At 69.8% G+C, this 25,222-nt stretch carries 25 protein-coding genes and 1 pseudogene; 9 read left to right on the top strand and 17 right to left on the bottom strand.

Annotated elements, in window-relative coordinates:
• Window positions 1-16 precede the first annotated feature (16 nt).
• Together A7B18_RS01600 and A7B18_RS01595 are read left to right on the top strand one after the other, a co-directional pair.
• Entirely contained in the window at window positions 17-685 is a 669-nt protein-coding gene (locus A7B18_RS01600; protein WP_102124915.1) for a DUF1345 domain-containing protein, read from the top strand.
• A 300-nt stretch (window positions 686-985) separates the two neighbouring features.
• A complete protein-coding gene (locus A7B18_RS01595) occupies window positions 986-2,326 on the top strand; it encodes a peptidoglycan D,D-transpeptidase FtsI family protein (RefSeq protein WP_102124914.1) in 1,341 nt (446 codons plus the stop codon).
• 12 nt (window positions 2,327-2,338) lie between these two features.
• Here the strand turns inward: A7B18_RS01595 and A7B18_RS01590 are convergent, their stop codons facing one another.
• From A7B18_RS01590 to A7B18_RS01575, 4 genes are read right to left on the bottom strand one after another with little or no spacing between them, the layout of a single operon-like run.
• Complete coding sequence (locus A7B18_RS01590) at window positions 2,339-3,397, bottom strand: c-type cytochrome (RefSeq protein ID WP_102124913.1); 1,059 nt, start codon at window positions 3,395-3,397, stop codon at window positions 2,339-2,341.
• Window positions 3,394-3,864 (bottom strand): cytochrome c-type biogenesis protein, encoded by a 471-nt coding sequence (locus tag A7B18_RS01585; RefSeq protein WP_102124980.1) that lies wholly within the window; start codon window positions 3,862-3,864, stop codon window positions 3,394-3,396. Before A7B18_RS01585 ends, A7B18_RS01590 begins: the two co-directional genes overlap by 4 nt.
• A gap of 11 nt (window positions 3,865-3,875) precedes the next feature.
• Window positions 3,876-4,454, bottom strand: a complete 579-nt coding sequence (locus A7B18_RS01580) for a TlpA family protein disulfide reductase (protein ID WP_102124912.1) — start codon at window positions 4,452-4,454, stop codon at window positions 3,876-3,878.
• A 30-nt stretch (window positions 4,455-4,484) separates the two neighbouring features.
• Window positions 4,485-6,467 carry a heme lyase CcmF/NrfE family subunit gene (locus tag A7B18_RS01575; protein WP_102124911.1) on the bottom strand — a complete coding sequence of 661 codons (1,983 nt, stop codon included), beginning with the start codon at window positions 6,465-6,467 and terminating at the stop codon, window positions 4,485-4,487.
• 495 nt (window positions 6,468-6,962) lie between these two features.
• On the opposite strand from A7B18_RS01575, the gene A7B18_RS01570 reads away from it, so the two are divergent.
• The gene (locus A7B18_RS01570; RefSeq protein ID WP_245872691.1) at window positions 6,963-8,465 is read left to right on the top strand and encodes a phospholipase D-like domain-containing protein; all 1,503 of its coding nucleotides are present in this window, start codon (window positions 6,963-6,965) and stop codon (window positions 8,463-8,465) included.
• A 268-nt stretch (window positions 8,466-8,733) separates the two neighbouring features.
• Complete coding sequence (locus A7B18_RS23045) at window positions 8,734-9,252, top strand: C39 family peptidase (RefSeq protein ID WP_425430314.1); 519 nt, start codon at window positions 8,734-8,736, stop codon at window positions 9,250-9,252.
• A 23-nt stretch (window positions 9,253-9,275) separates the two neighbouring features.
• On the opposite strand, the pseudogene A7B18_RS23040 reads toward A7B18_RS23045, so the two are convergent.
• From A7B18_RS23040 to A7B18_RS01530, 7 genes and pseudogenes are all read right to left on the bottom strand, one after another.
• Window positions 9,276-9,455 (bottom strand): annotated as a pseudogene (locus A7B18_RS23040) (M23 family metallopeptidase); the annotation flags it as partial.
• A 168-nt stretch (window positions 9,456-9,623) separates the two neighbouring features.
• The gene (locus A7B18_RS01555; RefSeq protein WP_102124909.1) at window positions 9,624-9,866 is read right to left on the bottom strand and encodes a LysM peptidoglycan-binding domain-containing protein; all 243 of its coding nucleotides are present in this window, start codon (window positions 9,864-9,866) and stop codon (window positions 9,624-9,626) included.
• Window positions 9,867-10,053: 187 nt separating this feature from the next.
• Complete coding sequence (locus tag A7B18_RS01550; protein WP_102124908.1) at window positions 10,054-10,827, bottom strand: SDR family NAD(P)-dependent oxidoreductase; 774 nt, start codon at window positions 10,825-10,827, stop codon at window positions 10,054-10,056.
• A complete protein-coding gene (locus tag A7B18_RS01545; protein WP_102124907.1) occupies window positions 10,824-12,158 on the bottom strand; it encodes a family 1 glycosylhydrolase in 1,335 nt (444 codons plus the stop codon). Before A7B18_RS01545 ends, A7B18_RS01550 begins: the two co-directional genes overlap by 4 nt.
• Window positions 12,159-12,269: 111 nt before the next feature.
• On the bottom strand, window positions 12,270-12,557 hold the full coding sequence (locus tag A7B18_RS01540; protein WP_102124906.1) for a hypothetical protein: 288 nt from the start codon (window positions 12,555-12,557) through the stop codon (window positions 12,270-12,272).
• A complete protein-coding gene (locus A7B18_RS01535) occupies window positions 12,521-12,907 on the bottom strand; it encodes a hypothetical protein (protein ID WP_102124905.1) in 387 nt (128 codons plus the stop codon). The genes A7B18_RS01540 and A7B18_RS01535 overlap by 37 nt, the downstream gene beginning before the upstream one ends.
• Window positions 12,904-13,656: a ZIP family metal transporter gene (locus A7B18_RS01530; protein ID WP_102124904.1), complete on the bottom strand. Its 753-nt coding sequence runs from the start codon at window positions 13,654-13,656 to the stop codon at window positions 12,904-12,906. The genes A7B18_RS01535 and A7B18_RS01530 overlap by 4 nt, the downstream gene beginning before the upstream one ends.
• A 224-nt stretch (window positions 13,657-13,880) precedes the next feature.
• On the opposite strand from A7B18_RS01530, the gene A7B18_RS22795 reads away from it, so the two are divergent.
• Both A7B18_RS22795 and A7B18_RS01520 read left to right on the top strand, forming a co-directional pair.
• On the top strand, window positions 13,881-15,437 hold the full coding sequence (locus A7B18_RS22795) for a phospholipase D-like domain-containing protein (protein WP_281260131.1): 1,557 nt from the start codon (window positions 13,881-13,883) through the stop codon (window positions 15,435-15,437).
• Window positions 15,438-15,789: 352 nt separating this feature from the next.
• Window positions 15,790-16,866 carry a VanW family protein gene (locus A7B18_RS01520; protein WP_342747122.1) on the top strand — a complete coding sequence of 359 codons (1,077 nt, stop codon included), beginning with the start codon at window positions 15,790-15,792 and terminating at the stop codon, window positions 16,864-16,866.
• A gap of 16 nt (window positions 16,867-16,882) precedes the next feature.
• Here A7B18_RS01520 and A7B18_RS01515 read toward each other — a convergent pair whose 3' ends face one another.
• Window positions 16,883-17,650 carry a peptidoglycan DD-metalloendopeptidase family protein gene (locus A7B18_RS01515; protein WP_102124902.1) on the bottom strand — a complete coding sequence of 256 codons (768 nt, stop codon included), beginning with the start codon at window positions 17,648-17,650 and terminating at the stop codon, window positions 16,883-16,885.
• A gap of 808 nt (window positions 17,651-18,458) precedes the next feature.
• A complete protein-coding gene (locus A7B18_RS01510) occupies window positions 18,459-19,724 on the bottom strand; it encodes a glycoside hydrolase family 140 protein (RefSeq protein WP_180969972.1) in 1,266 nt (421 codons plus the stop codon).
• Between the two features lie 861 nt (window positions 19,725-20,585).
• On the opposite strand from A7B18_RS01510, the gene A7B18_RS01505 reads away from it, so the two are divergent.
• The 3 genes from A7B18_RS01505 (at window position 20,586) to A7B18_RS01495 (ending at window position 22,816) form a co-directional block, all read left to right on the top strand.
• A complete protein-coding gene (locus A7B18_RS01505) occupies window positions 20,586-21,506 on the top strand; it encodes a hypothetical protein (RefSeq protein ID WP_102124900.1) in 921 nt (306 codons plus the stop codon).
• Between the two features lie 266 nt (window positions 21,507-21,772).
• Window positions 21,773-22,333 (top strand): DUF1345 domain-containing protein, encoded by a 561-nt coding sequence (locus tag A7B18_RS01500; protein WP_102124899.1) that lies wholly within the window; start codon window positions 21,773-21,775, stop codon window positions 22,331-22,333.
• 225 nt (window positions 22,334-22,558) lie between these two features.
• Window positions 22,559-22,816: a hypothetical protein gene (locus A7B18_RS01495; protein WP_102124898.1), complete on the top strand. Its 258-nt coding sequence runs from the start codon at window positions 22,559-22,561 to the stop codon at window positions 22,814-22,816.
• A gap of 4 nt (window positions 22,817-22,820) precedes the next feature.
• Here the strand turns inward: A7B18_RS01495 and A7B18_RS21785 are convergent, their stop codons facing one another.
• Genes A7B18_RS21785 through A7B18_RS01480 form a run of 4 tightly spaced genes read right to left on the bottom strand, consistent with a single transcriptional unit; the run spans window position 22,821 to window position 24,587 of the window.
• The gene (locus A7B18_RS21785; protein WP_180969970.1) at window positions 22,821-22,991 is read right to left on the bottom strand and encodes a hypothetical protein; all 171 of its coding nucleotides are present in this window, start codon (window positions 22,989-22,991) and stop codon (window positions 22,821-22,823) included.
• Window positions 22,992-23,005: 14 nt separating this feature from the next.
• Entirely contained in the window at window positions 23,006-23,185 is a 180-nt protein-coding gene (locus A7B18_RS01490; protein WP_102124897.1) for a hypothetical protein, read from the bottom strand.
• Entirely contained in the window at window positions 23,182-23,859 is a 678-nt protein-coding gene (gene rpe, locus A7B18_RS01485) for a ribulose-phosphate 3-epimerase (RefSeq protein WP_102124896.1), read from the bottom strand. The genes A7B18_RS01490 and rpe overlap by 4 nt, the downstream gene beginning before the upstream one ends.
• Window positions 23,856-24,587: an LOG family protein gene (locus A7B18_RS01480; RefSeq protein WP_102124895.1), complete on the bottom strand. Its 732-nt coding sequence runs from the start codon at window positions 24,585-24,587 to the stop codon at window positions 23,856-23,858. Before A7B18_RS01480 ends, rpe begins: the two co-directional genes overlap by 4 nt.
• Window positions 24,588-25,222 lie beyond the last annotated feature (635 nt).

The following is a 25,222-nucleotide window of genomic DNA, read 5'->3' as shown; positions in this document are numbered from 1 at the left end:
AGCCGGGGGGCCGGAAGTGAGGGGACGCACCGCGCTCGCCAGCCGCCTGGCCCGTCGGGCGGCCAGCGCCCGCGCCCGCCTGGTGGCCATGAGCGTGGCCGGGCTGGGCGTGTACCTGCTGCTGCCGGACGCCTGGCCGTGGTTTCTCCAGGTGCTGCTGGCCTGGGACGCCGCCGCGCTGGTCTTCCTGGTGCCCGCCGTGTGGCTCGTGGTGAGCGCGGACGCGGCCGAGACCCGGCACCTCGCCACCCGGGCGGACCCCGCGCGGGCCAGCGCCCGGCTGCTGCTGCTCGCGGCCAGCAGCATGAGTCTGGTCGGCGTGGGGCGCGGGCTGGCCGAGGCCGGCCACCTGGGCGGGTCCCTGGAGGTGGTCCTGACGGTCGGCAGTCTGCTGGCGGTCGCGCTCTCCTGGAGCACGCTCCACATGGTCTATACCCTGCACTACGCCCACCTGTACTACCGGGACAGTCAGGGCGGGGTGGACTTCAACCAGGAGCGTGACCCGAGTTACCGCGAGTTTCTGTACCTGGCCTTCACGGTGGGCATGACCTACCAGGTGTCGGACACGCCGGTGACCGACACGGGCCTGCGCTTCGAGATCACCAAGCACGCGCTGCTCGCCTTCCTGTTCGGGACGGTGATCGTCGCCTTTTCCATCAACATGGTCGCGGGACTGGTGAAATGACCAGCCCCCCAACCGGGCCGCCCACCCGCCGAGCAGGCCCGGCCGTCCGCCGCTGCTGGAGGTGCAGGAGGCGCGTCCTATCACGCCCGGCTAACCCACCCCCCTTACGCTCGGTGGTGAGCCCCCACGCCGCGTCCCTGCGCTGCTCACCGACGGTTCGGCACCTGTTCCACGACACCGACACTCCCTCGACGTCCGCCGTCCGGCGCGGGCTACGCGAATGGTCCGCCTTCTCTGACGTTCCCGGCGCCACGCGTTTTCCTTCCTCGTCCAGGCCCTCCTGAGAAAGACCTTCCTCCTATGGCCCCATCTCCGTCCCGTGCTGGCCCCCAGCGCCTGGGTCGCCGCGCCACCATCCTGGCCGCCCTGTGTCTGCTCGCCTTCGCCGTGTTGGCGGTGGCCTTCGCCCGGATCACGGTCCCCGCTGGCCCCACACCCCTCCCGTCCACCCGGCCCACCCGCGGGGAACTGCACAGCGCCGACGGGCAGGTTCTGGCGCACGGCGCCCTGGACGCCCGGCGTTACCCCCTGGGTTCTCTCGCCGCGCCGGTCATCGGCTTCGTGGGGGCCTCGGGCGGGCTGGAGGGCACGGAGCGGGCGATGAACCGGCGTTTGCAGCGCGGCGAGGCGCTGACCCTCACCCTGGACACCCGCGTGCAGGCCGCCGTCGAGGCCGTCCTGACCGAAGCCGTGAGGCGCACCGACGCCCAGTTCGCGTCGGCCGCCGTCATGGACACCCGGACGGGCGAGTTGCGTGCCGTGGTGTCGGTGCCGGGCTTCGACCCGGGCGCCTGGCGTCAGGTCCCGGCTGACCGTTGGCGCAACCGGGCGGCGCTGGACGAGTACGAGCCGGGCAGCGTGGTCAAGGCGCTCACGGTGGCGGCCCTGCTCGACGAGGGCCGCACCACACCTGACACGGTCTACGACACGCCGATGTGGCGCCGGTACGCGGGGGCCACCATCAACGACCTCGTCCCGCATCCGGCCCGGCTCACGACGCGGCAGATTCTGCGCTACTCCAGCAACGTCGGCATGACCCGGCTCGTGGAGGGCGTGCCCCCGGAGCTGCTGTACCGCTACTTCACCGCTTACGGCTTCGGGCAGCCGGTCCGGCTGGGCCTGCCCGCCGGGGACGGCCTCCTGCGGGACCCGGAGGACTGGGGCGCCCTGTCGCAGGCCACCGTGTCCTTCGGGCAGGGCCTGACCGTCACCACCCTGCAACTCGTCGCGGCCTTCAACGTGCTGGCGAACGACGGGCGGTACGTTCCCCCACGCCTCTTCCCCGGCGACGTGGCCGGGGCGAGGCAGGTGCTGCGCCGGGAGACGGCGACCCGGATGCGCGAGGTGCTGCGTGGGGTGATCGACGACGGCATCCGGGGGAAGGCCGAGTTGCCCGGGTACCATGTAGGCGGCAAGACCGGCACCGCGCAGGTGGCGGTGGACGGCCGCTACAGCGGGAAGGTGTTTTCCAGCACCTTTGCGGGCTTCCTCCCCGCGGCGCAACCGCGCTTCACGGTGGCGGTGATGGTGCGCGGGGCCAAACGCGAGTACCAGGGGTCGCAACTCGCCGCCCCCATCTTCCGGGACATCAGCTCCGCCCTGCTGTCCCTGTACTCGTACACGCCGGACGACAAGCGTTAGCCGACGTGGGAATTACTCGCCTTCCTTCTGCCACCGCCCCAGCGCGTCGAGGAGGGCGTTCAGCTCGTCGGGCTTCAGGTTCGGGTAGGCGGGCATGGCGCCCTTGCCGTTCACGATCACGCTTCTGAGTGCGTCGCGCGACAGGGTGGAAACCCGCAGGCTGGGGCCCAGGCCCCCCTGCCCGTTCGGGCCGTGGCAGCTCGCGCAGTTCGCGGCGTAGACCTTGAGGCCGGGGTCGCTCTCGTTCTGCCTCGCCCGCAGAGAGGTGATGAGGTCATCCGCGTCCCGCCCCTTGGGGTCGAGGGTCCGGTAGCGTTCGAGCGCCGTCAGCGCGTCCGCGTCCTGCCCGAAGCGGGCGAGCGCGAAGCCCAGGAGGAGCTGCGACTCGGGTTCCTTCGGGGCAAGCTGCGCCGCCGCCTGGATCAGGCGGAAGGCCTGCCGCGCCTCCTCGGGCGAGGGCTGCTGGGCCTGCGCTCCTTGCTGGTCGGGCCGGGTCAGGAGCAGGATGCCCAGCCGCCGCAGGGCCTCGGGCTGCCGGGGGTCGAGCTTCAGGGTGTTCCCGTACGCGATCACCGCCTGCGCGTACCGGGCGGAGTCGAAGGCGGCCCGGCCCCAGGCGAGGTACGCGGCCCCCTCCCCGGTCGTCTCGGCCCTCTTCCGCAGGCCCGGCAACGCGAGCACGTCGCGCACGTCCTGCGCCTCCCCCGCCCCCAGCGAGGCGAGCTGCCAGCGCGGCACGAAGGTCACCGCCCCGGCGACCGTGACGAGCGCAGCCACTGCGAGTCCCACAAGTGCGACGGTGCGCGTCCGCTTCCCGCGTTCCCGGGGAGGAGGAGCGGGCGGCAGGGCGTCGAGGGCCCGCAGGGTGAGTGCTGCCCGGCGTTCGAGGTCGGGGCGCCGGGCCTCGTCGGTCAGGTTCGCCAGCTCCGCGTACAGGCGGTCGCGCTCGGCGGTGAGCCGTTCCCGCTCTGGGGCGTCGGGGTCGGCGGGCACGCCACCCCGGAGCGGCAGCAAGACCAGCCACAGCGCGGCCAGCACGACGAGGGCGAAGAGGGTCAGGCTCAGAATCACACCCTACCTCCCGCCCGGTCATCCTGCCGGGTCTCGCGCCGCACCTGGGCGAGGAAGGGGTCGAAGGGCTCCTCGGCAACCGGCTCCGGGGTGGACGGAGCCGCAACGTTCCGCTTGCGCAACACACCCCACAGCACCGCCCCGCCCCCCGCCAGCGCGACCAGGGGGGCGCCCCACAGGAGCAGATTGCTCCCCTCCTTGGGCGGGTCAAGCAGGACGAAGTTCCCGTACCGCGCCGCGAAGTAGGAGTAGATGTCCCGGTCGCTGCGCCCCGCCGCCACCTGCTCGCGCACGTCCCGCAGCATCTCCCGGCTGATGTCGTTCGTGCTCTCCGTGATGGGCACCCCCGTGCAGATCGGGCAGCGCAGATTATTTCCCAGCCGCTCTGCCCGCGCCTCCTGGTCGGGCGTCAGGGCGAGCGAAACGGAGAGCAGCAAACCCAGGACGAGGGCAAGGAACTCCCACACCACTGGCCGCCTCACAACCCCGCCACCCCGATCTTCGACAGCCCCGCGTTCAGGCGCTCGCGGTTCAGGCCCCCTGACACCTTGTCACGGATCACGCCCTCGCGGTCAATGAAGAACGTCTCCGGAATGCCCGATACGCCATAGTTGATGCCCGTCTGGATGCCCGGGTCACGCAAGGAAGGGTAGGCGAGGGCATACTCCTTGATGAAGTCGCGCGCGTTCTGTTCCTTTGTCTCCTGAAACAACACCCCGATGACCGCCAGGCCCTGTCCCGCTCCCTGCCGCTCGCTGAGTTCGCGAAGGAGGGGCGCCTCCTCCCGGCACGGCGTGCACCACGACGCCCAGAAGTTCAAGACGACCGGGCGGCCCTGAAGGGAGGCGAGGCTGACCTGAGCGCCGTCGAGGCTTTCGAGGGTGAAGTCGGGGGCAGGCTTGTTGATCAGCGGTCCACCGTCCGGGGTGTTGCGCGCGGGGTTCAGCAGCGCTGCGCCCAGCACCCCGGCGAGCCCCGCCGCGAGCACGGGCGGCAGCAGACGTCGCCACAGGGGAGCGGGGGTCGCAGGTTTGGGGTTCGTAGAAATCTCTGTCATACATCCACTCTCTTCTTCAGGGCGCAGGGGCTAGTCCGTCGCCGGGGCCGTCCGCGCTACAGGCGCCCGCACCGTCGCCCGCCGGGGCGCCACGAGCGTCAGGCCCGCCCCCAGCACCACGATCAGCGTGCCCCACCAGATCCACGACACCAGCGGGCTCTCGATCAGCCGCACGCTCGCCCACTTCCCCCCTGGATCGAAGGCGGTGACCACGAGGTAAGTGTCACCCAGCACCCCGTAGCGCACGGCTGGGGTGGCGAAGAGCGTGTTCCCTCCCTGAACGTATGTATTCAACCGCGCCTCGAAGAGTTCCTCGTCGATAAGCACCTGCGCGACGATAGACCTTCCGTAGGGTTTTTGAACAGGCCGTATCGTTTGCAGGGCAACGGACTCGTTCAACAACTTCGTGGGGGCCGCCCCGACGTTGAGCGTGGTCTGCGCGTCCTGCCGGTACGCCCCCGAAAAGGCGATGCCCAGCGCGATCACCACCAGCCCGACGTGGGCGAGGTAGGCGCCGTAGCGGCGGGGTTGTTCACGTACCAGGCCCGCCAGGTCGCCGCCGCGCTGCCGCAGGGCGCGGGCCGTCAGCAGCCCCAGCCCGACGAGGTTGTAGGCCCCCAGCGCCACCGTTCCCAGCACACCGGGGCTCCGCACGCCCAGCGCGAAGGCGAGCACGCCCGCCCCAATCCCCGCAATCAGCAGGGGACGCAGCGCCCGCCACAATCCCTGCCCCTCGGCCCGCCGCCACGGGAGCAGCGGCCCCACGCCCATCAGCCCCAGCAGGCCCAGCCCCAGCGGGATGGCGAAGGCGTTGTAGAAGGCGGGCCCCACCGACGCGTCCCGCCGCCCCTGCACCGCCTCCACGAAGGTGGGGAAGAGGGTCCCGACGAGCACCATCACGGCGAAGACCAGGAAGAGCCAGTTCCCCGCCAGGAAGGCGCCCTCGCGGCTGACGGGGGCGGGCGGCTCGCCCTCGTCCCGCAGGTGGGGGGCCCGCCACGCCGCGAGACCAATTCCGGCAACGAGCAGGAAGGCCAGGAAGCCCAGGAACACCGGCCCCACCGGCCCGCCCGCGAAGGCGTGGACGCTCTGCACGATGCCGGAGCGGTTGAGGAAGGTCCCCAGCACCGTGCTCGCGTAGGCCAGCACGATCAGCCACACGTTCCACGAGCGCATCAGCCCGCGCCGCTCCTGAATCTGCACGCTGTGCAGGAAGGCCGTGGCGAGCAGCCAGGGGATGAACGAGGCGTTCTCCACCGGGTCCCACGCCCAGTAGCCGCCCCAGCCCAGCGTCTCGTAGCTCCACCAGCCCCCCGCGACGATGGCGGCGGTCAGAAAGGCCCAGGCCACCAGCGTCCAGCGCCGGGTGGTCACGACCCAGTGGTCGGAGAGCCGCCCGGTGACGAGCGCGGCGACCGCGTAGGCGAAGGGCACGCTCAGGCCCACGAAGCCCAGGTACAGCAGGACCGGGTGGACCGCCATCATCCAGTGGTTTTGCAGGGCGGGGTTGGGGCCGCGCCCGTCGGTGACGAGTTGCGAGACCGGCGTGAAGGGGCTGGCGACCGAGGCGCACACCCCCACGAAGAACAGCAGGCTGACGAACATCGCCGCGAGGGCCCAGGGCCGCAGGGCGTCGCGCCGCAGGGTCAGGCTCAGCACGAAGGCGAACCCCGCGAGCAGCCACGCCCACAGCAGGATCGACCCGGAGAGTGCTCCCCACAGGCTCGTCACCTTCACCCAGGTGGGCGACGCCCTCATGGAGTGCTCGGCCACGTACCGCACCGAGAAGTCGTCGCCCAGCAGCGCCGTCATCAGGATCAGGGAGGCGAGGGTCACGAGGCCGAAGACGGCCCACACCGCCCGCCGCGCCGCCTCGGTGGCCCGGGCGTCGGCCCTCAGCCCGCCGACCACCGCGAGCCAGGTGCCGCCCAGGGAGAAGGCGAGGGCCGCCAGCAGGGCCAGTTGCCCCAGCGCCCCGAGCGCACTCGATTGGAAGGAAATCAAATTCGGCATGTGTGGCGAATCCTCACTCGCCCTGCCGGAACAGGTCCTTGATCACGTCCCCAACGTCTTTATCCGTTGCTCGCCTCTCCCACGACACAGCTCGACCCTGAATCCCACACGGCTCCTGCATGAACGCCTTGCAGCGGGAAAACAGCCCCTCGCGTCAACCACCCTCCCCCTGCAACCATACGCATGAGCACTTGTTCATGTGTACAGTGTATGGGAAACTGAGGCTGGGTTCAGGGGCACCCGTCCCACCCTTGCTCACCCGCAGCCTTGCTTGAACTGACGAGGCCTCCGGTGCTGCCGTGAAGAAGTTCCATGCGGCCGCCCGGCAGCCGCGAGGAGTTTCTACGCTTGAATCCAGGTTCCGTTCGCCCGTTGAGGGCAAGTTCGCTCCAGAAGGGATGTCTTGTTCTCCTTCCCCGTTCCATCGCCTGGGGGCTGGTCTGGCTGGTGTTTCTGCTGGTCCCTGACTCCTGGTCTGGGGGGTGGGGGCTCGCCGTGGCGGCCGGGTTCGAGGTGGCCGGCCCGCTCCCCGCGCCCGACACCGACGCCCTCGACGGGCTGGGCCTGAACACCTGTCCGGCTCCTCAAGCGCCGCTCGACCGCCTGCTGTTCGAGCGGACGCGGGGGCAGGGCGCGGCGCTGAGCTGCGGGAACCAGGTGGAAGGGCTGTTGCACTTCCCGAACGCGGACCCCACCTACAGCGCTCAGCCACGCCGGCCGGGGGGAGCCTTCGACCTGCTGGTCGGCCAACTGCGCCAGACGCGCCGTGAACTGCTGATCGCCAACATGATCTGGGACGACGGCCCGGACGCCCCGGGGGCGCGGGTCGCCCAGGCCATCGCCGCCCTGCGGCGGGACGTGGCCGCGTTCCCCAACCGCTACCCGGACGGCGTGACCGTGCGCGTCATGCTGGGCAACTCCATCCGGCTGGGCGACCTCCTCGATCCGGCGGCCAACGCCTACAGCGCCGCCCGGCACCTGCTGGAAGCGGGCGTCCCCCTGAGCAACGACCCCGTGCCGGGCTGGCGGCTGGAGATCGCCAACTACGCCTATGCCCTGCCTCACAACCACGTCAAGCTTGTCGTGCAGGACGGCGAGCGGGTGCTGGCCGGCGGGTACAACATCAGCTTCTTCCACGAGCCCCAGACGGCACCGAGCGGGCGCGGCCTCGACCTGACGGATCTCGCCCTCTGGGTGCGGGGCCCGGTCGCCCGGAACGCGCTGGCAGCCTTCCGCGACGGGTGGGCCCTGAGCCGACAGCTCACGTGCCGAACCCCGCCGTCGCCAGCGACGCTGCGGCGCGACTGCGCCTTTGAGGTTCGGGCACCGCGGCTGCCGCTGGACTGGACGGCCCCGGCCCCCGCCGCCGGGACCGCCCGGGTGTATCCCCTCTACCGCCGCCGCGGCTACCCGGACGCCGACGACACGGTGAGCGCCCTCTTCGCGGCGGCGGGCACGAGCATCGACGTGATGCAGTCCCAGGTGAGCGGCACCCTGGGCTGCGTGGGGAAGCTGTCCGAGCCGGGCGGCTGCAGCCCCGCCTTTCAACTGCCGGTGTGGCGCGCCGCCGTGCGCGCGATCCGCGAGCGGGGCGTCACGCTGCGGCTGCTGCTGGACTACGATCCCCTGCTCCAGGCCGAGACGCTGGCCCTGCTGCGTGGCTTCCAGGCCGAACTCGCGCCGCTGGGGCTGCAAGACCACGTGCAGGCCCGCTGGTACGGCACGGCGGGCGGGCTGCACACCAAGGCCGCCCTGATCGACGGGCAGATGCTCACGGTCGGGAGCCAGAACCTGCACCATTCCTCGTTCGGGCCGCTCGGCCTGGGCGAGTACACGCTCGCCACCAGCGATACCGGCGCCATCGACGAGTACCGGCGCATGTTCGCCTTCGAGTGGACACGTGCCCGGACGATCCAGGCGCCCTGGTGGCTGCCCGCCGACTTTCGTCCTTCGCCCCGCCCTGAGCCGGAACCGGGCGACCACCCGGGGGGGGATTAGATGCCCTGGAAGGCGACCCTGCGGCGAGAAGCCGATGTCCTGACGCTTGCTGGACTTGGCCCGTGCGGGGGCCACGGGCCAGCCTCCGAATGACGCGCATCCCGGACGGCAAGGTGAACACCGGCACCCTGACGCTGCCTTTTCGCGCGGACGCCTTCCAGTACCGGGTGACGGCGGGGGCGGGGCGCGGCGGGGCAGGTAGCTGCCTGGAACCGGGTGCTGAAGGTGCCGGGGCTCGCGCAGATGATCTACCCGGATGGGGGCCGGTGTGGTGCAGCCCGACCAGCACCAGCATGCTGCTCAGGCGTTCGTCACGCGGATGGGTAACCTGCGGGATGCGGAAGCCTACCTCCTGCAAGGTCTCCCGCTGGCGGTCAGCCTGCGCTTCCGGGCGGGGGAGCTGCCCGGCGCGCCACTCTCCTGGTCGGACGGGCACCTGCTGGTCCTCACCGGGTTCGACGCGCAGGGCAACCCGGTGGTGAACGACCCGGCGGCGCCCAGCGACGCGACGGTGAAGCGGACCTCCCCCCGGGCGGTCTTCGAGCGGCTGTGGTTGGGCCACGCCGGCGGGATGGCGTACGTGATGGCCCCCGGCCCTGAAAGACCTGGCCCTGCGGGCGGCCCTCCCCGCGCCGGGAGCCTGGCTATGCTGGGGGAACCCCCCGGAGGACCCCTTGAAGCGTGCGCTCGTTCTGCTGGCCCTGGTCAGCTTCACCGCGCCCCCGTCCGCCCAGGCGGGGGTGGGACGGGTGCCGTGAGGCACTCACCCTGCTGGTACAGGCGGTAGTCAACACCTGGGCCCCGGTGCTGTTACCGGTGCTGCCGACCCGCCCTTACCCGCGCGCCCACCTGGTCCAGGTTGGTGCTGTTGTGGCTGTACCGGGTCCTCATCCTGCGCCCGTGGTCGAGCACGATGGTCCAGCCCCAGCCACTCTGGCCGTCAAAGCGGGATTCCACGACGGTGCCGGGGAGGGCGGCGTGAATGGGCGTCCCGGCCCTGGACGAGCAGCGCGGCGTTTACCCGGTTGGAGGCCGCGCGCACGACGGCAGTCGTGGGGGTGCGGGTGCGGGCCGTCGTGGGCGCAGGCAACGAGAGGCGCTACCCCACCTGGAGGGGCAGGCAGGGATTCAGCCCCCAGTTGACGCCCAAGAGAGCCCCTAGGGTGTCTCCCCGGCGCACTGTCCAGGTTCAGGATGGGGCGCGGTGGGCAGGCGCAGGGCCGTTCCCACCCACAGCCGGTCGGGGTTCACCCCGGGGTTGGCGCGCCGCATGGCCTGAGTCGTCGTGCCGTGTCGCACCGCGAGGCGGGTGAGGGTGTCGCCCGGTTGCACGGTGACGGTCGTGGCGGCAGCGAGGCTGAACATCAGGAGCGTCAGCGCGGTCAGGAGATGAGGACGCATGAACGAGCGGCAACCTCCCAAGGCGTGCCAAAGCTTTGATAAGTGAGCAAGGATGCTGCCAACCCGTCAAGATGACGCAACCAACTCGGCACCGCCGGGCCGCCTGCTGCCCGTCCCTCCTCCCGGATCAACCTCTGCCAGGAGTTGCCCCGGCCAGGGCCCTCCAGGTGCCCGTTCACCGCAGGCTTTACAGGCGGTCGAGGCGTCCGCCGTCCACGACCAGGGCGGCACCCTGCACGAACCTCGCGTCGTCCGAGGCCAGGAACGCGATGGCCGCCGCGAGGTCGGCGGGCTGCCCCACGAAGTTGGGGTCGATCACCTCCACCCCGCTCTTCACGTTGGGGTTCTCCCGCAGCATCGGTGTCTCGATGGCGCCGGGCAGCACGGCGTTCACACGCAGCCCCCTGGCCTTGCCCTCCAAGGCGGCGGAACGGGTCAGGGACACCAGGGCGGCCTTGGCGGCCGCGTACGGCGCGACCAGCGGAGAGGTCTCCACGGCATGGATGCTGCTCACGTTCACGATGGAGCCGCCCGGCCTCATGTGCTCGAAGCCCTCACGCACAAAAAAGAACGCGCCCAGCAGGTCCACCCCCAGCACCCGGCGCCAGTCCTCCGCCTCCAGTTCCAGGATGGGCTTGAACGTCATCAGGCCCGCGTTGTTGACGATCACGTCCAGCCCGCCGAAGCGCCCGAGGGTCCCGGCCACGCAGGCGCGCACCTGCCCCTCGTCGGAGACGTCGCACCGCACGGGCCAGGCGTCGGGCGCCCCATCCGTCTTCACCGCCTCGGCGGCCTGCCCGGCCCGGTCGAGGTCGAGGTCCGCCAGCACCACCCGCGCGCCTTCCGAGCCGAAGTGCCGCGCGGTCGCCAGGCCGATGCCGCTCGCGGCCCCGGTCACGATCACCGTCTTGCCCGTGAAGCGGGACGGGGCCCGCGCGGCAGTCTGAGCAACGTCACTCATCTACGCTTCTCCTTTCGACCAGTGACGGCCGCCTCGTCCTTCCCGTAGGTCGCCTCGCGGGCGTGGGCGTGGGTGCGGGCGAGGTCCTGCACGGCCGCCGCCGCCGCGCCGTCCTGCTGGCTGGGCGGGAACACCGACAGGGTGAGCGCCGTACTCTGCGTGGGCAGCACCGCCCGCCACTCGCGGATCAGTTCCCGGTACGCCTGCCCCACCGGCCGGAGGTTGCGGCCGAGGTCATAGAGGCCCAGCGGGTTGACGGTGCCGTTGTTCTCGCGCAGGGCGCTGTCCCAGTCCACCTGATCGGTCAGGGAGTACCAGGTGAAGCCCACGATGGGCAACCCGTCGTTGCGCACCCGCAGCACATTGGCCCACTCCTTGCGCAGCCACTGCACCGCCTCGTCCCCGCTTGGTCCCTGATTGAGGTTTGTCTCGGTGTGCATGATCGGCAACCCGTACCGGTCGTAGTACTGCCCCGTGATCACCGAGTAGCCGTAGATTTCCCCGGAGGCCCGGGTGTTCCCGTCGGGTTGCACCAGATGCTCGTTGGTGACGTAGTAATCGTTGCCCATGATGCAGTGGTGCTTGAGCGTGTTGTCGAGGAAGAAGTGGTACTCCTCCCGGGTCATCCCGTTGTCGAGCAGGTACTCGTACATCTCCGAACCCACCCGGTGCCCATAGTTCAGGTCAAGCGACAGGAAGCGCACCTGGTTGAGGAACTCGGCCCGGCCAATGGACTGGGGGTTCTGGGCGTGGAAGTACTCGCTGGACTCGCTCTGCACGAAGATCGCGTCGGGCCGGACCTGCAAGATCGCGTGCATGGCGAGCACGTTCGCCCTCACGATGTGCTTGAGGGCCGTCACGAAGGCGAGGTCGGTGGTGAGCTGCTCGTTCCACCAGCCGTACTTCGCGGAGAACAGGGCGCAGATGTACATCTCGTTCACGGGGGTGTAGAGCTGCACCCAGGGATACCGCAGGGCAAAGTCGCGCGCGTAGCGGGCGAACTGCTCCGGGAAGTCGGGATTTTGAAAGTTCCCGATCCAGTCGGGCACCCCGAAGTGGCACAGGTCGGTGATGGGAGTGAGGTCGCGCCGTCGCAAGTCCCCGAAGGTCTCGTCGGCGAAGCTCCAGTCGTAGCGGTCCGGCCCGAGCCAGACGCGGTGTAGCGGCGGGCCGTAACGCAGGTGGGTCACGCCCAGCTCCTGCACCAGGTCGAAATCCCGCCGCCAGAGCTGGTAATGCCGGGTCTTGTCCATCTCGTCCTGGCGAAAGCGCCCGTTCTGGATGGTGGGGTAGGAGTTCTCGATGCCGGTGGCGAACATGAAGTAGAGCATGGTCGGTTCTCCTGTGGGGTCAGCCTGCCGCGAGGGTCACCAGCAGCGCGCCGTAGCCGAAGGCCGAAAGCCGCGCCTGCTGCTGGGCGGGGAGTTTCTCCTTCAGCACGCTCAGCACGGCCTCGCCAGCCGGAAACGCCTCCAGGGTCGCGGGAGTGCGGAGAGGTCGGTGAGCTGCCGCAGGCGCCAGCCGGCGAGGGCGGCCAGCGCGAGGAGCCAGCGTCCGCGCCGGTCAGAGTTGGCCTGGTGTTCAGCGTGCAGGCTGTGGTCGTCTGCCACAACCTTGAGGGCGGGTGCGACGAAGAACCGCCCCAGGGATAGCCATCCGCGCGTGTCGGCCCAGTGGGTCAGCAGGGAGGCGATCACGAAGTTGTCCAGCGCGTCGGTGGAGAGGTGCATCCAGACGACGCGCTCGCTGGGCGCGTCGTGGCCAGTCGCCCGCTGCTGCGCCCGTGAGGTTTGAACCAGCCGCTCACGGCGTAAAACAGCACCAGGCTGACGAGCGCGATCACGTACACGTGGTTGCCGAGGAGGCCCAGCAGCGTGCCCCGTGGCGTCGCCCTGAAGACCTGCTGGCTGTCCCCGAACTCCGGCAGGATGCGCAGGAAGATGAACGCGACGGCGAGGCCCCCGGCGGCCGAGAGCAGCCGGTTGCGGGGCACGCCGGCGAGGACCCGCAGGGCCGGCGAGGGCAGGTGAATGGCCGCGAAGCCACTCACGGCCAGCAGGGAAGCCAGGAACAGCGTCACGCCCCCGCTCCGGGGAGCAGCAGCTCGACCAGGAAGATGGCCAGGAAGCCCGCGAAAAAGGTTGCCGTCAAGAGCGGTGTCTCGGTGACCTGATGCGCCTCGGTGAGCAGTTCCTCGGTGACCAGGTACAGCAGGGCCGCCGCGGCAAAGGACAGCACCACCTCCAGCGCGAAGCCGGATAGCCCCCCGAACAGCAGCGCGCCGATCAGGACGCCGACCGCCAGCGCGAGCGCGAACAGCAGGGTGACGCCGATCACCCGGGCGCGGGTGATTCCAGCGCGCCCCAGGGCAGCGACGGTGGACAGGCTGAGGAATAAGAGTTCCAGCGTGAGGGCCAGGGTGATCAGAAAACCGGCTTGGGCGTTGGTGCCCGCGCTCACGCCGATCAGCAGGCCGTCGATCAGAATGTCGATTCCCGTGATGAGGGCGAGGCCGGCCGCGTTGCCCGCCCCGCCTTCTTCCGGCGTGGGCCGCGCCTCGTCCACGGGCTTGTTTTTGAAGAGACGCTCCAGCCCGAGCATCAGCAACACGCCCAGGGCGAAGCCCAGCACGACGCCCAGCGGCTGATGTTCCTGCTTGATCTCGGGCAGCAGTTCACCGGCAACCGCCGCAAACACCGCGCCCGCCGCGAAATGCTGAAACGCGCTGCGCCAGCGCTCACCAGGAGGGCGGAGTGTGGCCAGGACACCACCCAGGACGGTCGTGCCCGCCGGGACGAGCACAAACAGCAGCAGCGAGAGGGCTCCCATCACGCCGCCCCCATCCAGAACAGCCCCCCCAGGGGAAGCCACCGTGCGCGACTCTGTCCCAGCATCCGAACCTCCTTGTGGTCGAGCTTGGCCTCGCCGCGTTCGGGGGAAAAGGCCCCCTCACGTTGCCGGGTGCGGGCAGGCTCAATCCAGCCCTTCCGCTCCCTGAATCATTGAGCATTTGTTCATACGTGCGATGGGATTGCAGCGTATCTTCTCAGGCGGTGAGCGGTCTTTCCTTCGCGCTGCGCTGGCTTCTGGCGCTCCTGCTGACCGTGGGGGGGCTGGCGGACGCCTCCGAATTCCCGATCAGGTTGGGCGGCGTGCCCCCGACCACCAGCCTTGATCCTTCCGGTCTGTCCTGCTCCAGACCAATGGACCCGCTGGAACTCGCGCTGTGGCGCGTCACGACCGAGGGAGGACGCCCGGACCGCTCATGCAGGAACGCGTTCGTGAGCTTCCTGCGAACGCCGCGCACCGCTACACAACCGGATGCCTTTGACGTGACGGCGGACCAGATCCGGGGGGCACGGGCGGAGGTCCTGCTCACCACGATGGAGTGGCACGCGGGGGAGGGACACCCCGGCTGGACCTTCGCCCTTGCCGTGCGCGACCTGTACGGGCGGGTGCGGGCGGAGCCCGCCGCCTACCCGCAGGGCATGACCGTGCGGGTGGTGCTGGGCGGCTTCCCCGACCTGAAACGCGAGGACGGCGCCACCCAGGCCCTCGAACTCGTCAGGGACCTGACCCGGCTCGGTGTGCCCCCGAACGACGTGCGGGTGGGCTGGCAGCTCGGCGTCGCGAACTACCGCTACTTCCCGCACAGCCACGTGAAGCTGCACGTGATCGACGGCCAGGACCTCACGGTGTCCGGATACAACTACACCGACTGGCACCTGCCGGACACGTCGCCGGGCGGGCGGAACCTTCACGACCTCGGCCTGCGGGTGCGCGGTCCGGTCGCGCAGGACGGCGTGGCGGTGTTCGACGACCTGTGGCGCAAGTCGCGTCAGGTGAGGTGTCCGGCAGGCACGCGGGCGGGGGACGTGGCCAGGGTCTGCACCCTCCGGGAACCCGATCCCCCCACCCACCCGGACGCCGCCCGCCGCCTGACCAGGGCCGGCCCGGCCCGGGCCTTCCTGCTGTACCGCCGCTCCGGCTTCGACCAGGCCGACCGGGCGCAGGTGGCCCTCCTCGGGGCGGCCAGGCAGAGCCTCGACCTGATGCAGGCCCAGTTCAGCCCCTCCCTGGGCTGCTGGTCCGCCTACCTCCAACCGCAAGACTGCCCGGTCAGCCGCTGGCCCGTGTACCTTCGCGCCGTGCTGGACGCGATGGAACGTGGCGTGAAGGTTCGCGCGCTGATGGTCGATTACGGCCTCGACCGCGCCCCCAACCGCAGCGGCGTCGCCCTCCTGCGCCTGGAGGCCCGGCGGCGCGGGATCGAGGACCGCTTCGACGCGCGCTCCGTCACCTTCCCCATGCATACCAAGGCCCTGACGGTGGACGGCCGGATGGTGCTGGCGGGCAGCATGAACTTCCATTTCTCCTCGTGGGGGCCACTCGGTTTGAACGAGGCGATGCTCGCCACGAGCGACGCGGGGGCCGTGTCCGAGCAGCAGGCGAGCTTCGAGGACGTGTGGAAGAACCGGAGTCGCCCCATTCCGCAGGAGTGGTGGATGCGGAACGTGACGCCGGGGTCACCAGAGCAGGAACCGGGGAAGGCCTCACCCGACCGGGGTGTTGAACCGTCTTTCCGGCGGGCCCGGCTCGCCGGAAGGTGAGTTTCTCACCCCCGAAGGACGGTGACAGGTGAAGTTGAGCCCGTGGGATACTGCGGGCATGATCCCGAGCCGTCCGTGTGCCGCCCTGCTGGTCAGTGCCTGGCTGGGAGGTGCGGTCGCGCAAACCAGCCTGAACATTCCTGCGCTGCCCCTCCCGTCGGCCCCGCCTTCCGCACCGGCGACGGCTCCGGTGCCTGTTCCTGCGCCCACTCCGGTCCCGGCCCCCACCGAGCCGACACCCGCGCCCGTAATCCCGGCGCAGCCTCTCGCACCCGCCCCGGCCCCGCCGCCTGTTCCGGCACCCGCACCAGAGCCAACGGCGGCTCCGACCCCGCCCGCCCGGACGGCGCCGTTGCTGATCACGGTGCAGGCGCAGTGGCCCGCCCTGGTGGACGGCAAGAAGACGACGGTGCCCTTCAGCCGCACCCTGACCCTGCCGGGGCCGCGCGTGGCGGAGTTGCGCGCTCGCGGGGTGATCACCGCCAGCCTGGAGGCGGACCTGCGGACCTTCCTGGCCGACTTGCCCCGTGAGGCGCAGGACGCCCGCTTCGAGAACCAGTGGGACGGCTGGGCGGTCGTGCAGCGCAATGGGCTGACGGTGGACGAGGCGAAGACCCGGACCAACGTCCTCGCGGCCCTCAAGGACCCCCGGGGGGTGAAGGCGAACGTCGTGGTCACCGGACAGACGGCGCCGGGGCGCACGCTCGACTACTTCCTGTCGCGCGGGATCACGGCGCACCTGGGCACGGGCGAGACGAACTATTACGGCAGCAGCCCCGAGCGCGTCACCAACATCCACGTCGGGGCCAGCCGCTTTCAGGACCGGTTGCTGGAAGGCAAGACGTTTTCCTTCAACCGGATGGTGGGACCCATCAGTACGCGCACGGGCTTCGTCACGGGTCTCGTCATCGCCGGTGACCGCACGGCCAACGGGGTCGGCGGCGGTATCTGTCAGGTGAGCACGACCGTGTTCCGCACCCTCTACAGCGCGGGCCTGCCGATCCTCGAGCGGCGCAACCACTCGTATCAGGTGCGGTACTACGACCCGCAGGGTCTGGACGGCACCATCTACCAGCCCAACCTCGACCTGAAGTTCGCCAACGACACGGGCGGTCCTTTGTGGTTCCAAAGCGAGTGGAACGACGAGGAGGCCCGCCTGACGGTGAGTGTGTTCGGCCGGACGCGCGACTTCACCGTGGAGGTCGGGACGCCGCGCACCCTCAGGAGCACCCCCGCTCCCCCGGACCGCCTGATCCGGGACGCCACGCGGCCCGCCGGGGAGCGCAGGCAGGTGGACTGGGCCGCCCCCGGCGCCGTGATCGAGGTGACGCGGCGCTTCGTGCGGGGCGGGCAGACCTTCAAACAGGACACCCTCAGGAGCACCTACCGCCCCTGGCCCAACATCTTCCTGGTCGGCACCCGGCGCTGAACGCCCGGCCGGGGGTTCACTGGAGGCTGGAAGGGTCGATGGACTTGCCGCCCTGGTAGAGGCGGTAGTCCACGTGGGCGCCGCTGCTGTTCCCGGTGCTGCCGACCCGGGCGATCACCTCGCCGGCGTTCACCCGTGCCCCGACCCGGACGAGGTTGGCGCTGTTGTGGCTGTAACGGGAGGTGAGCCCGCCCCCGTGGTCGAGAACCACCGTCCAGCCCCAGCCGCCCTGGCCGTCGAAGCGGGACTCGGTGACGGTGCCGGGCAAGACGGCACGGATCGGCGTGCCGCTGGGCGCCGCCAGGTCCAGGCCCGGGTGGGTGGCCTGGAACGGCGTCGTGAGCCGCCCCTGCAGGGGCCGCCCGGCGGCGCCACGCACCGAGGCGGGACGCAGGGTGACCGTCGTGCGCGCGCGGGCCAGCGGCGCAGCGGGCAGACGGAGCCGCTGCCCCACCCGCAGGGGGAGCCGGGGGTCCAGCGCCGGGTTGGCCTTCAGCAGGGCCTGGAGGGTGAGGCCCTGACGCTGGGCGATCCGGGACAGGGTGTCGCCGGGGCGCACCGTCCAGGCCCGCGTCTCGCCGCGGGCCTCCGGCAGCCGGAGAACGCTGCCGGCCCGCAGCATGTCCAGGCGGACCCCGGGATTCGCGCGCCGCAGCGCTGCCGCCGTGGTGCCGGACCGGACGGCGAGTCGGGTCAGCGTGTCGCCCGGCTGCACGGTGACGGTGGTGGCGGCGGAGAAGCTGACGGCCGTGAGGGCCAGCGCCGTGAGCAGGAAACGTCGCATAAACGTGCGGCACCTTACCAAGCGGATTTAAAAGGTTGATGAATGATCAGACGCGCAGATGAGATGTCCCTCTGTTGGACTGCAAGCGGCTGGAACAGCGCCGGGGAGGACGGGGGGCGGGGGGCCGCCTCCCACGTCGGCCGGGGCAAGCTGGAAGGCCAGGGGGCAGAGACCGGACCCTGACGACAAGCGAAGTGTCCTCGCCGAGGTCCCTTCACGGCCCGTGAGTCATACGGGGACGAACGTCGGCTCCCCGCCAGGCCCGCTTGGGATTCAGCCGCCCACCTCTCGCCGCTCTTCACCCGCAGGTGCTCGTGCTGCAGGAGCGCCGCAGACGAGGGATGCTCCATTCGTGCACCAGTGGACCCCAGGTGTCGTGCGCCGTTGGTCTGTGAACCGCCTCCCGGCCCGGTCGCCCGTAGGGACAATGGCCCCCGCGTGCGGGACAGGTCAGGACCGGTTGTGGAGCGTCTCCTGGACACCCAGGCTTTCACGAGGTCTTGCGACGCCAACAGTCTCTGGAGTTCGAAGAAGGGGAGGTCGGTGAGCGCGGCGGGGCTTCAGGACACGAACCGAAGGGTGCGGGCTTGGTGACGCCTGACCTGAAGGGGTGTGGGATGACGGACAAGGCTCAGCACGCCACGTCCGCGAGGTGCCAGACCGGGTGGCGCACACCGTTGAACGGCCACAGTTCCTGCTTGAAACAGGCGCGAGGTCGAACCCAGAGGGAGGACGGGTTGCTCGAGATCAGTCCTCGTCCTGACGTCACCCTGCATGAGTGTGAAGCGTTGGGGGAGCGAGTCGCGAGTCAGGGGTTCTCGATCCGCAGGACCCAGTCCTGACCACGCCCGTGTGAGGGAGCGGAGAAGGATCGCTCGCCGGAGTTCGAAAAGGCGCCGACCACCGTCGTGCGTCCCGTTCTGGGGTCAAGCCACGACACCTTCACCCGCGCTTCCCCCACCCGGCCCAGCGTGACCGTCACCGCGCCGCCATCCGGCAGGTACACCCAGGCGTACTCTCGGCCCCGCAACGCCACCACCGGCCGAGTCCCGGTGAAACTCCCCTTCACCAGCGTCGTGTCCGGCTCCCACCGCTGGGCCTGACGCGACTCCAGCAGCTTCTTGAGAATCTGCACCTGCCAAGCTCCTGGCGCCGAGAGCGCCTTCAGCCATGCCTTATTGCCGTCATAGACGTCGAAGCCCCAGACCATCCGGTGGCCGTAGCTGTGCCCCGCCGCCCCCGCGAACATGCTCCAGTACGCCACGTTCCGCACGTCTACCTCGTCGGCGTACCCGTTCTTCTGGTCGTTGCAGATGACGTGCTGCTCATACACGGGCTCGGCGTTGATCACCGGCTTGACGGGCGTGCGACGGTAGGTGCCCAGGACCTTCTCAGCCTCCCGCTCACCCCGGCAGTGCCCGGTCTGCCACAGGTTGAAGTCGAGCCACGGCTCGCTGTGGAAGTACTCGGCGGAGGTCTTGCCCCCGCGCGGGTGGTAGGTGATCAGCGCTCGGTCCCGCCCTCCCACACCCTGCTCAATGCCTTCGGCCATCGCCCTCCACACAGCGCGTTGCTCCTCCGTCTCCGGATTCCGGTCGCCGCCCAGGACCCAGATGACTGGCTTGTCCCGGTACCGCCGACCCAGGAACACCCCGTACGAGCGAGCTGAGGCGGGGGTGAAGATCGGTTCATCGTTCACCCAACGGCCCCAGCTCGGCAGCAGGGCGACGTGCAGGCCGAGACTCGCGGCCTCGTTCACGATGTAGTCCACGTGATCCCAGTAGTCGTACTCGGCAGAGTTGGTCGGCTTGTTGCCCGGAGTGGTCGCGGGGCGAGTCGGGTCCTTGCCGACGAGAGGGAGGTCGCCTTGGGCGTTGGGAACGGTCAGACCGTTCATTTCAGCGAGGGCGACAGCCTGGATGACGGTGAACCCCTGGGCGGCGCGGGCCTGGAGATACTGCCGGGCATCCGTGCGGTTCAGGCGGTGAAACAGCTCCCAGCCGGTGTCCGCCCAGTACAGGAAGGGCCGACCGTCCGCGTATTGCAGGCGCCGTCCATCAGGCGAGACCGTCAAACGCGGCACTGGAGGTGGCGGCGTGGAACTGGGACGACCTTCGCTGGTGGGGGGAGGCGTGCCCGGAACCGGCTTGGCCCCCGACGCCTCGGGTGCCACGTCCCCACTGGTCAGGAGGCCCAGGGTGAAGACCGCCGAAGCGGCCGTGTCTTTCAGGGTTAGGGTGCGTGGCAGTCTTGGCATGGAAGCCCTCCTCGAGGACAGGGCAAGGCGAGAGACGGCTGAAGGCGGAGGGTTGCCCCCGACCGACCGACCGGGATCCGCCCAAGCGTCGGGACGTGTCCGCCGTCGTCGCGGCGCAGCTCAGGTGGCCGTTGCGCCGCCAGGGGAACGTCGTGGGTCTGAGGGGCTGGAGTCACGGTCACCTACACCTCCGCAAGCGCCGTGATGACCGAAGCCTCACAACGGAGCATCCGTATGTGGAAGCAGGACTGCCCTGAGGCAGAGCTGGGCTCTTCGGTGATCGTCGGGGGCGTCACTCAGACGGGACACCGCACCCGCGGCCAGGGCAGTATGCCGGGTCAGCGTGAGGGGTGAATTGGAGTTTGGCTCATCCCGATGGTCTCGCTTGCCGTCACCGGCGCCGCACCTGCGCGTCGGCGGCGCTGTCACTGATCTCCGCGGAGCGCAGGGGGGTCGACATGTGCTGGTGCCTCAGCCGTTTGCAGGTCGTCGCCGGATTGCCCCCGCCATTCACAAATTCGGGGCATGACTGTGCCTGAGCTGATGGAGAGGGCAACGGGACCTGCCCCGATGGTGCGGTTCTTCCGTCGATTCCATGCAGCGGGTCGAGTGAACCCCCTGGGGGATGGGTACCTTAAACGGTGTACATCTGAACAGGTCTACAGATATAATGAAAACGTGACCTCGCCCCCGACCCTCCTCGACTATCACGTGGCGCGGATGGACAGTGAATTCCGCGCCCAGGACGTGATTCGAATTGTGGCCAGACTGCCGGGAGCACGTCACATCAGGGTCGATGTTCAGACGCGGCACCTGCACCTGGAACTGGATGAGACGCAGACGCCCCGGTATATCCTGGAAAACAATCTGCTCCTGCTGGCGTACGAGGCCCACCCCTTTCCCCGCTCTTCAAGATCTGGGGCAGACCACCCGGCGAGCCTGGAGCAGATCCACGGCCCGCCGGACGAGCCCTCTTCGGACGCCCCCGCCGGAACCGGGGGGATCGGGCCGTTCCTGGGCAGGCCTGCCGTCCACATCAGCGATGAGACGTTCCCCCGCCCGGGCATCGACATCGGGGAGCGGGCGCGGCGCTCTTCCCGGGTCCTTCTGCTTGTCCTGCTGGCGCTGGCCGTGGCCCTGATCCTCTGGAGTGGGTGGGCCCTGGCCCACCGGCCAGACGTGCCCCCGCCGCTCAGGCACTGGTGGTCCCCTGCGGACCACACCTGGCTCCTCGCGACTTGGCTGACTTGGCTGACGGCAGCCATCACGCTGCGGGTCGCGGTCGGCCTGGTGGTCATGGCCCTCCTGCTGAGCGGGTGGCCGTCACGCGACCTGCGCCGGGCACTCGCCTGGTTGGCGGCAGGGGTGTTCGGTGATGTCCTGGCTCTGCTGCTGGACAGGGCGGCCAATGTGCTGCTGACCGTCCGGTCGCTGGCTCCCCTGGTCCGCCGTCTGGAGGGGCCACGCCTGGCTGGGGCCCACCTTCCCGACGCGCTCCTGCTGGTGGGTGTGGTGGGAATGCTCCTCACGCTCCGGCGCTCACCACTGTTCCCCATCCGTCGCCGGCGCACTTCACCGCAAGGCCCCCGCCACCAGTGAGGCGAGGGCGGCGGCAGGGAAGCGTGCGGCCCCGTGAACGGGTGAAGGGCCGCTGGCCCTCTGCTCGGGATCGGAGATGCCCATGACCAACGCCTCACCTCAACCCAGGTCCTGTCTTCCCGCTGCCAATGGAGCGGTCTTCCTCCCCCCCCGCCAGCGGGGATGTCCACCGTGCCCGGGTGCGACGTCGCCTGGTGACCTCCTGGAAGCCGCTGTGGAGCGCGGGGTGTGGCTGAGTTCTCCCCGCTGCCACAGACACACGCTCGGTGGGAGTGATCCTGGTCCCGGCTTCTCACCAGCGCTGCCGGTTCCACGGCGGCCCTCGTCCTCCCGGCTCCCTCCTCCGCGCTGGTGTGGATCAGGGTGGGCTGGGACAGCGGCGCGCTGACCTTGCTGGCCTTGACCTGGGGTTCAGCCTGCGTTCGCCACCCGAGCGCACCCAGCCAGCGGCCGCCGCTGCGGATCCGGGACGCGCGGCAGGGCGGGTGATGGTGCTGATCTCCAGCCTCGTGAGTCTCGTCGCTTCAGCCATCGTCATCGAGCACGCCACCCGCCTGGAGCCGGGGGCGCCACCGCCGGCCATCGCCGTGGCGGTCGTCGCCGTGCTGAGCGGCCGGTACCTGACCTCCACCATCTCCACCCTGCGTTCCGCCCACCTCTCCTGCGATGACGGGAATGAGGAGGCGGGGCCGGACGGTGGTCTGGCGTTCCCCAAGGCACCCTCCACCCCCGACCTCGTTCACTTCGCCTTCGTCGTGACCGGGCTAACCTTTCAGGTCTCGGACGTGTCCACCTCCAGCCCAGTCATCCGCCGCTTGACCTCGTGACACGGCATCACTGCCTTCTGGTTCAACGTCGCGATTCTGGCCCTGGCCCTGACCGTGCTCGGCAGCCAGACCTGGCGCCCGCCGTGCCCTGACAGGCTGCGAGCACGCAGGTGGACCTGAAGCGGCAGGCCAGACCAGACAGGGGCGGCACGGCAAGAGAGGGACGCTCCCGAAGAACGTCTGGAGTCGACTCCATGCCTTCGTCCCACATGCGATGCTCGACGAATGACCGACACGAAGAACACGCTCGTGCTGACCCTCGACCCCCTCACCCGTCACTTTCTCGACGAGCTCTGCCAGGGCACCGGGGAGGATGAGGTCAGCATCGTCGCCCGTGCCATTGCCGCCTCCCATGCCAGCTTCATCGCCGGAGGGCAGGAAGACTCCAGCACGACCGCCGCCCGGGTGGCGGCGGAGACAGCCCGGGACGCGGTGGAAGCCCCGCTGGAAGACGCGACCGAGGATGCGGCGGGGGCCCCCTGAAGGTCTAGCCGTCCTCGTTGTCGGGCTCGATCCGCGAATCCTCCTGCTGATGCAACCGCGCCAGCAGGTCGGTGGGCGTCTCGTTCGGGGCCTGGTCCTGCACCGTGTCCGGCACGGTGGTCAGCACGATCTCTCCCTGGGGCTGCCCGTCGGGCGTGTTCTGATCGTCGTTCATGGAACCTCCCTCGATCATGCGCGGCAACTGTCCTCGTCGTCGGGGCCGTGGCGCGGGTGCTCCTGCCGCTGCAACCTCGCCTTGTGGTCGGTCGGGGTTTCGTTGTGCCTGTCCCCCAGGGCCGCGTCCGGCAGGGTCGTGAGCACGATCTCTCCCTGGGGCTGGCTGTCCGGCTTGTTCTGATCGTCGTTCATGAGGCCTCCTCGGGTTGCCCACCCGTCATGACGGCGCGCAACGCCTCCAGGTTACGCGCGACCTCACCGCCGAACACCGCGCTCCCCGCCACCAGGACACTCGCCCCCGCCGCGAGCACAGCAGGTGCCGTCACGGGCGTGATGCCGCCGTCCACCTCCAGTTCCGCCCCGCTGCTCACCTCGTCCAGCCAGCGGCGCACGGTGCGGACCCGCTCCAGGCTGCCTGGGATGAACCGTTGCCCGCCAAACCCCGGATTCACGCTCATCACCAGCACCAGGTCGAGGTCACCCAGGACCGGCCGCAGCATCTCCAACGGGGTGCCCGGGTTCACGGAGACTCCTGCCTGCGCGCCCAGTTCACGAATCAGGCCGACCGCCCGGTGCAGGTGGGGCGTGGCCTCGGCGTGCACGATGACCCGGTTCGCCCCGGCCCGCACGAAGTCGGGCACGAAGCGCTCCGGCTGCACGATCATCAGGTGCGCTTCGAGCGGCCGGACCGTCACCCGGCGGCAGGCCTCCACGGTCAGGGGCCCGAAGTTGAGATTGGGGACGAACTGCCCGTCCATCACGTCGAGGTGGAAGCCGTCCGCGCCGCCCGCCTCGGCTTCCCGAATGGCGTCCCCCAGGGTGGCGAAGTCGGCCGCCAGCAGGCTGGGGAAGAGACGCGCCCTCACGTCGCCTCCCCCCGGGCACGCTGGCGGTCTTCCGCCGTGGGCCGCTTGAAGCCGTCCGGCGTCGCCGGGTCGTGGTAGCGGCGCACGTCCTCAGGAACCGTCGTCACGTCATCCACCACCTTGAACAGGTGCAGGTCGTCCGGGGCAATCGCGCCGCTCTCCACCAGGGTACCTCTGAACCAGTCCACCAGGCCGCGCCAGTGCCGCTCGCCGACGAGGTAGATCGGCAGGGCGTGCATCTTGCGCGTCTGCACCAGGGTCAGGATCTCCCCGAGTTCGTCGAGGGTGCCGAAGCCCCCCGGGAAGACCACGAAGGCCGCGGCGTACTTGGCGAGCATCACCTTGCGGGCGTGGAAATACTCGAAGTTCAGGGTCAGGGTCTGGTACGGGTTGGGTTTCTGCTCGAAGGGCAGGATGATGTTCAGGCCCACGCTGACTCCTCCCACCTCGAAGGCACCCTTGTTGGCCGCCTGCATGATGCCGGGACCGCCCCCGGTCATCACCCCGAAGCCCGCCTGGACCAGTTCGCGCCCGAGTTGCTCGGCCTGGCCGTAGTAGCGGTCCTTAATCTCGGTGCGGGCGCTGCCGAACACGGTGACCAGGGGTGGGCGCACATGCGCCATGCGGTCGAAGCCGATGGTGTACTCACCGAGAATGCGGAACATCCGCCAGGCGTCCTCGGCCATGCGGTCGAGTTCGTAGTGGTGCTGCGGCTCATCCAGGGTCATGCGGCTGCTCCTTGGAGGGGGACGGGGCACGAAGTCGCCGACCGGAACGGGCCGTTCGGCGCCAAATCGGGCTTTCTCATGGATCGGACTCGACGTCCTCAGCCGGTGGGGTGAGCTTCGCTGAGGTACAAACGCGAACAGCGTGAAGCGGTCATGCTCGGCTGGCTACACACGCCAAGGTACCGGAAGAGCGCGTCCAGGAGGATGGGAGGGTCTCCTTGCCGGACAACGGGCGCGGGAAACCCGGGCACCTCCAGACTCATCGACGCTGCGATAGCCCCAACGCGGGCTGACCAGTCCCTGTGGGGTGGGGTCGAGCCTGCGGACTTCCACCTGCCGCCTGGGAACAGCAGGCGTGAACGCTGATGTATGCGCGCCCCTGTTCGTTGACGTTGCGCTTTACTGATGTTGAAGCGCCCTGGGGCACGCCTCGGCGTCTCTCCTGCTGTGTGACTGCTGCATAGATGTTCATATATCATGGAATTGGCGGGATGCTGTCCCGAGTTGGCGTCCTCTGGCGCTCAGATGGGGAAAGGGTGGACCTGGATACGGCCGAACCTGCACCGGAGCCCACCCTCATCCGCATGCCAAGGAGTCGGGGATCAACTTCCAGTCTGGGGTCATCCCGCAGCGCG

This window comes from Deinococcus planocerae, assembly GCF_002869765.1.
Lineage (GTDB): Bacteria > Deinococcota > Deinococci > Deinococcales > Deinococcaceae > Deinococcus > Deinococcus planocerae.
Note: the sequence above shows the minus strand (reverse complement) of the source record. Positions and strands in the feature narration are given on the sequence as shown.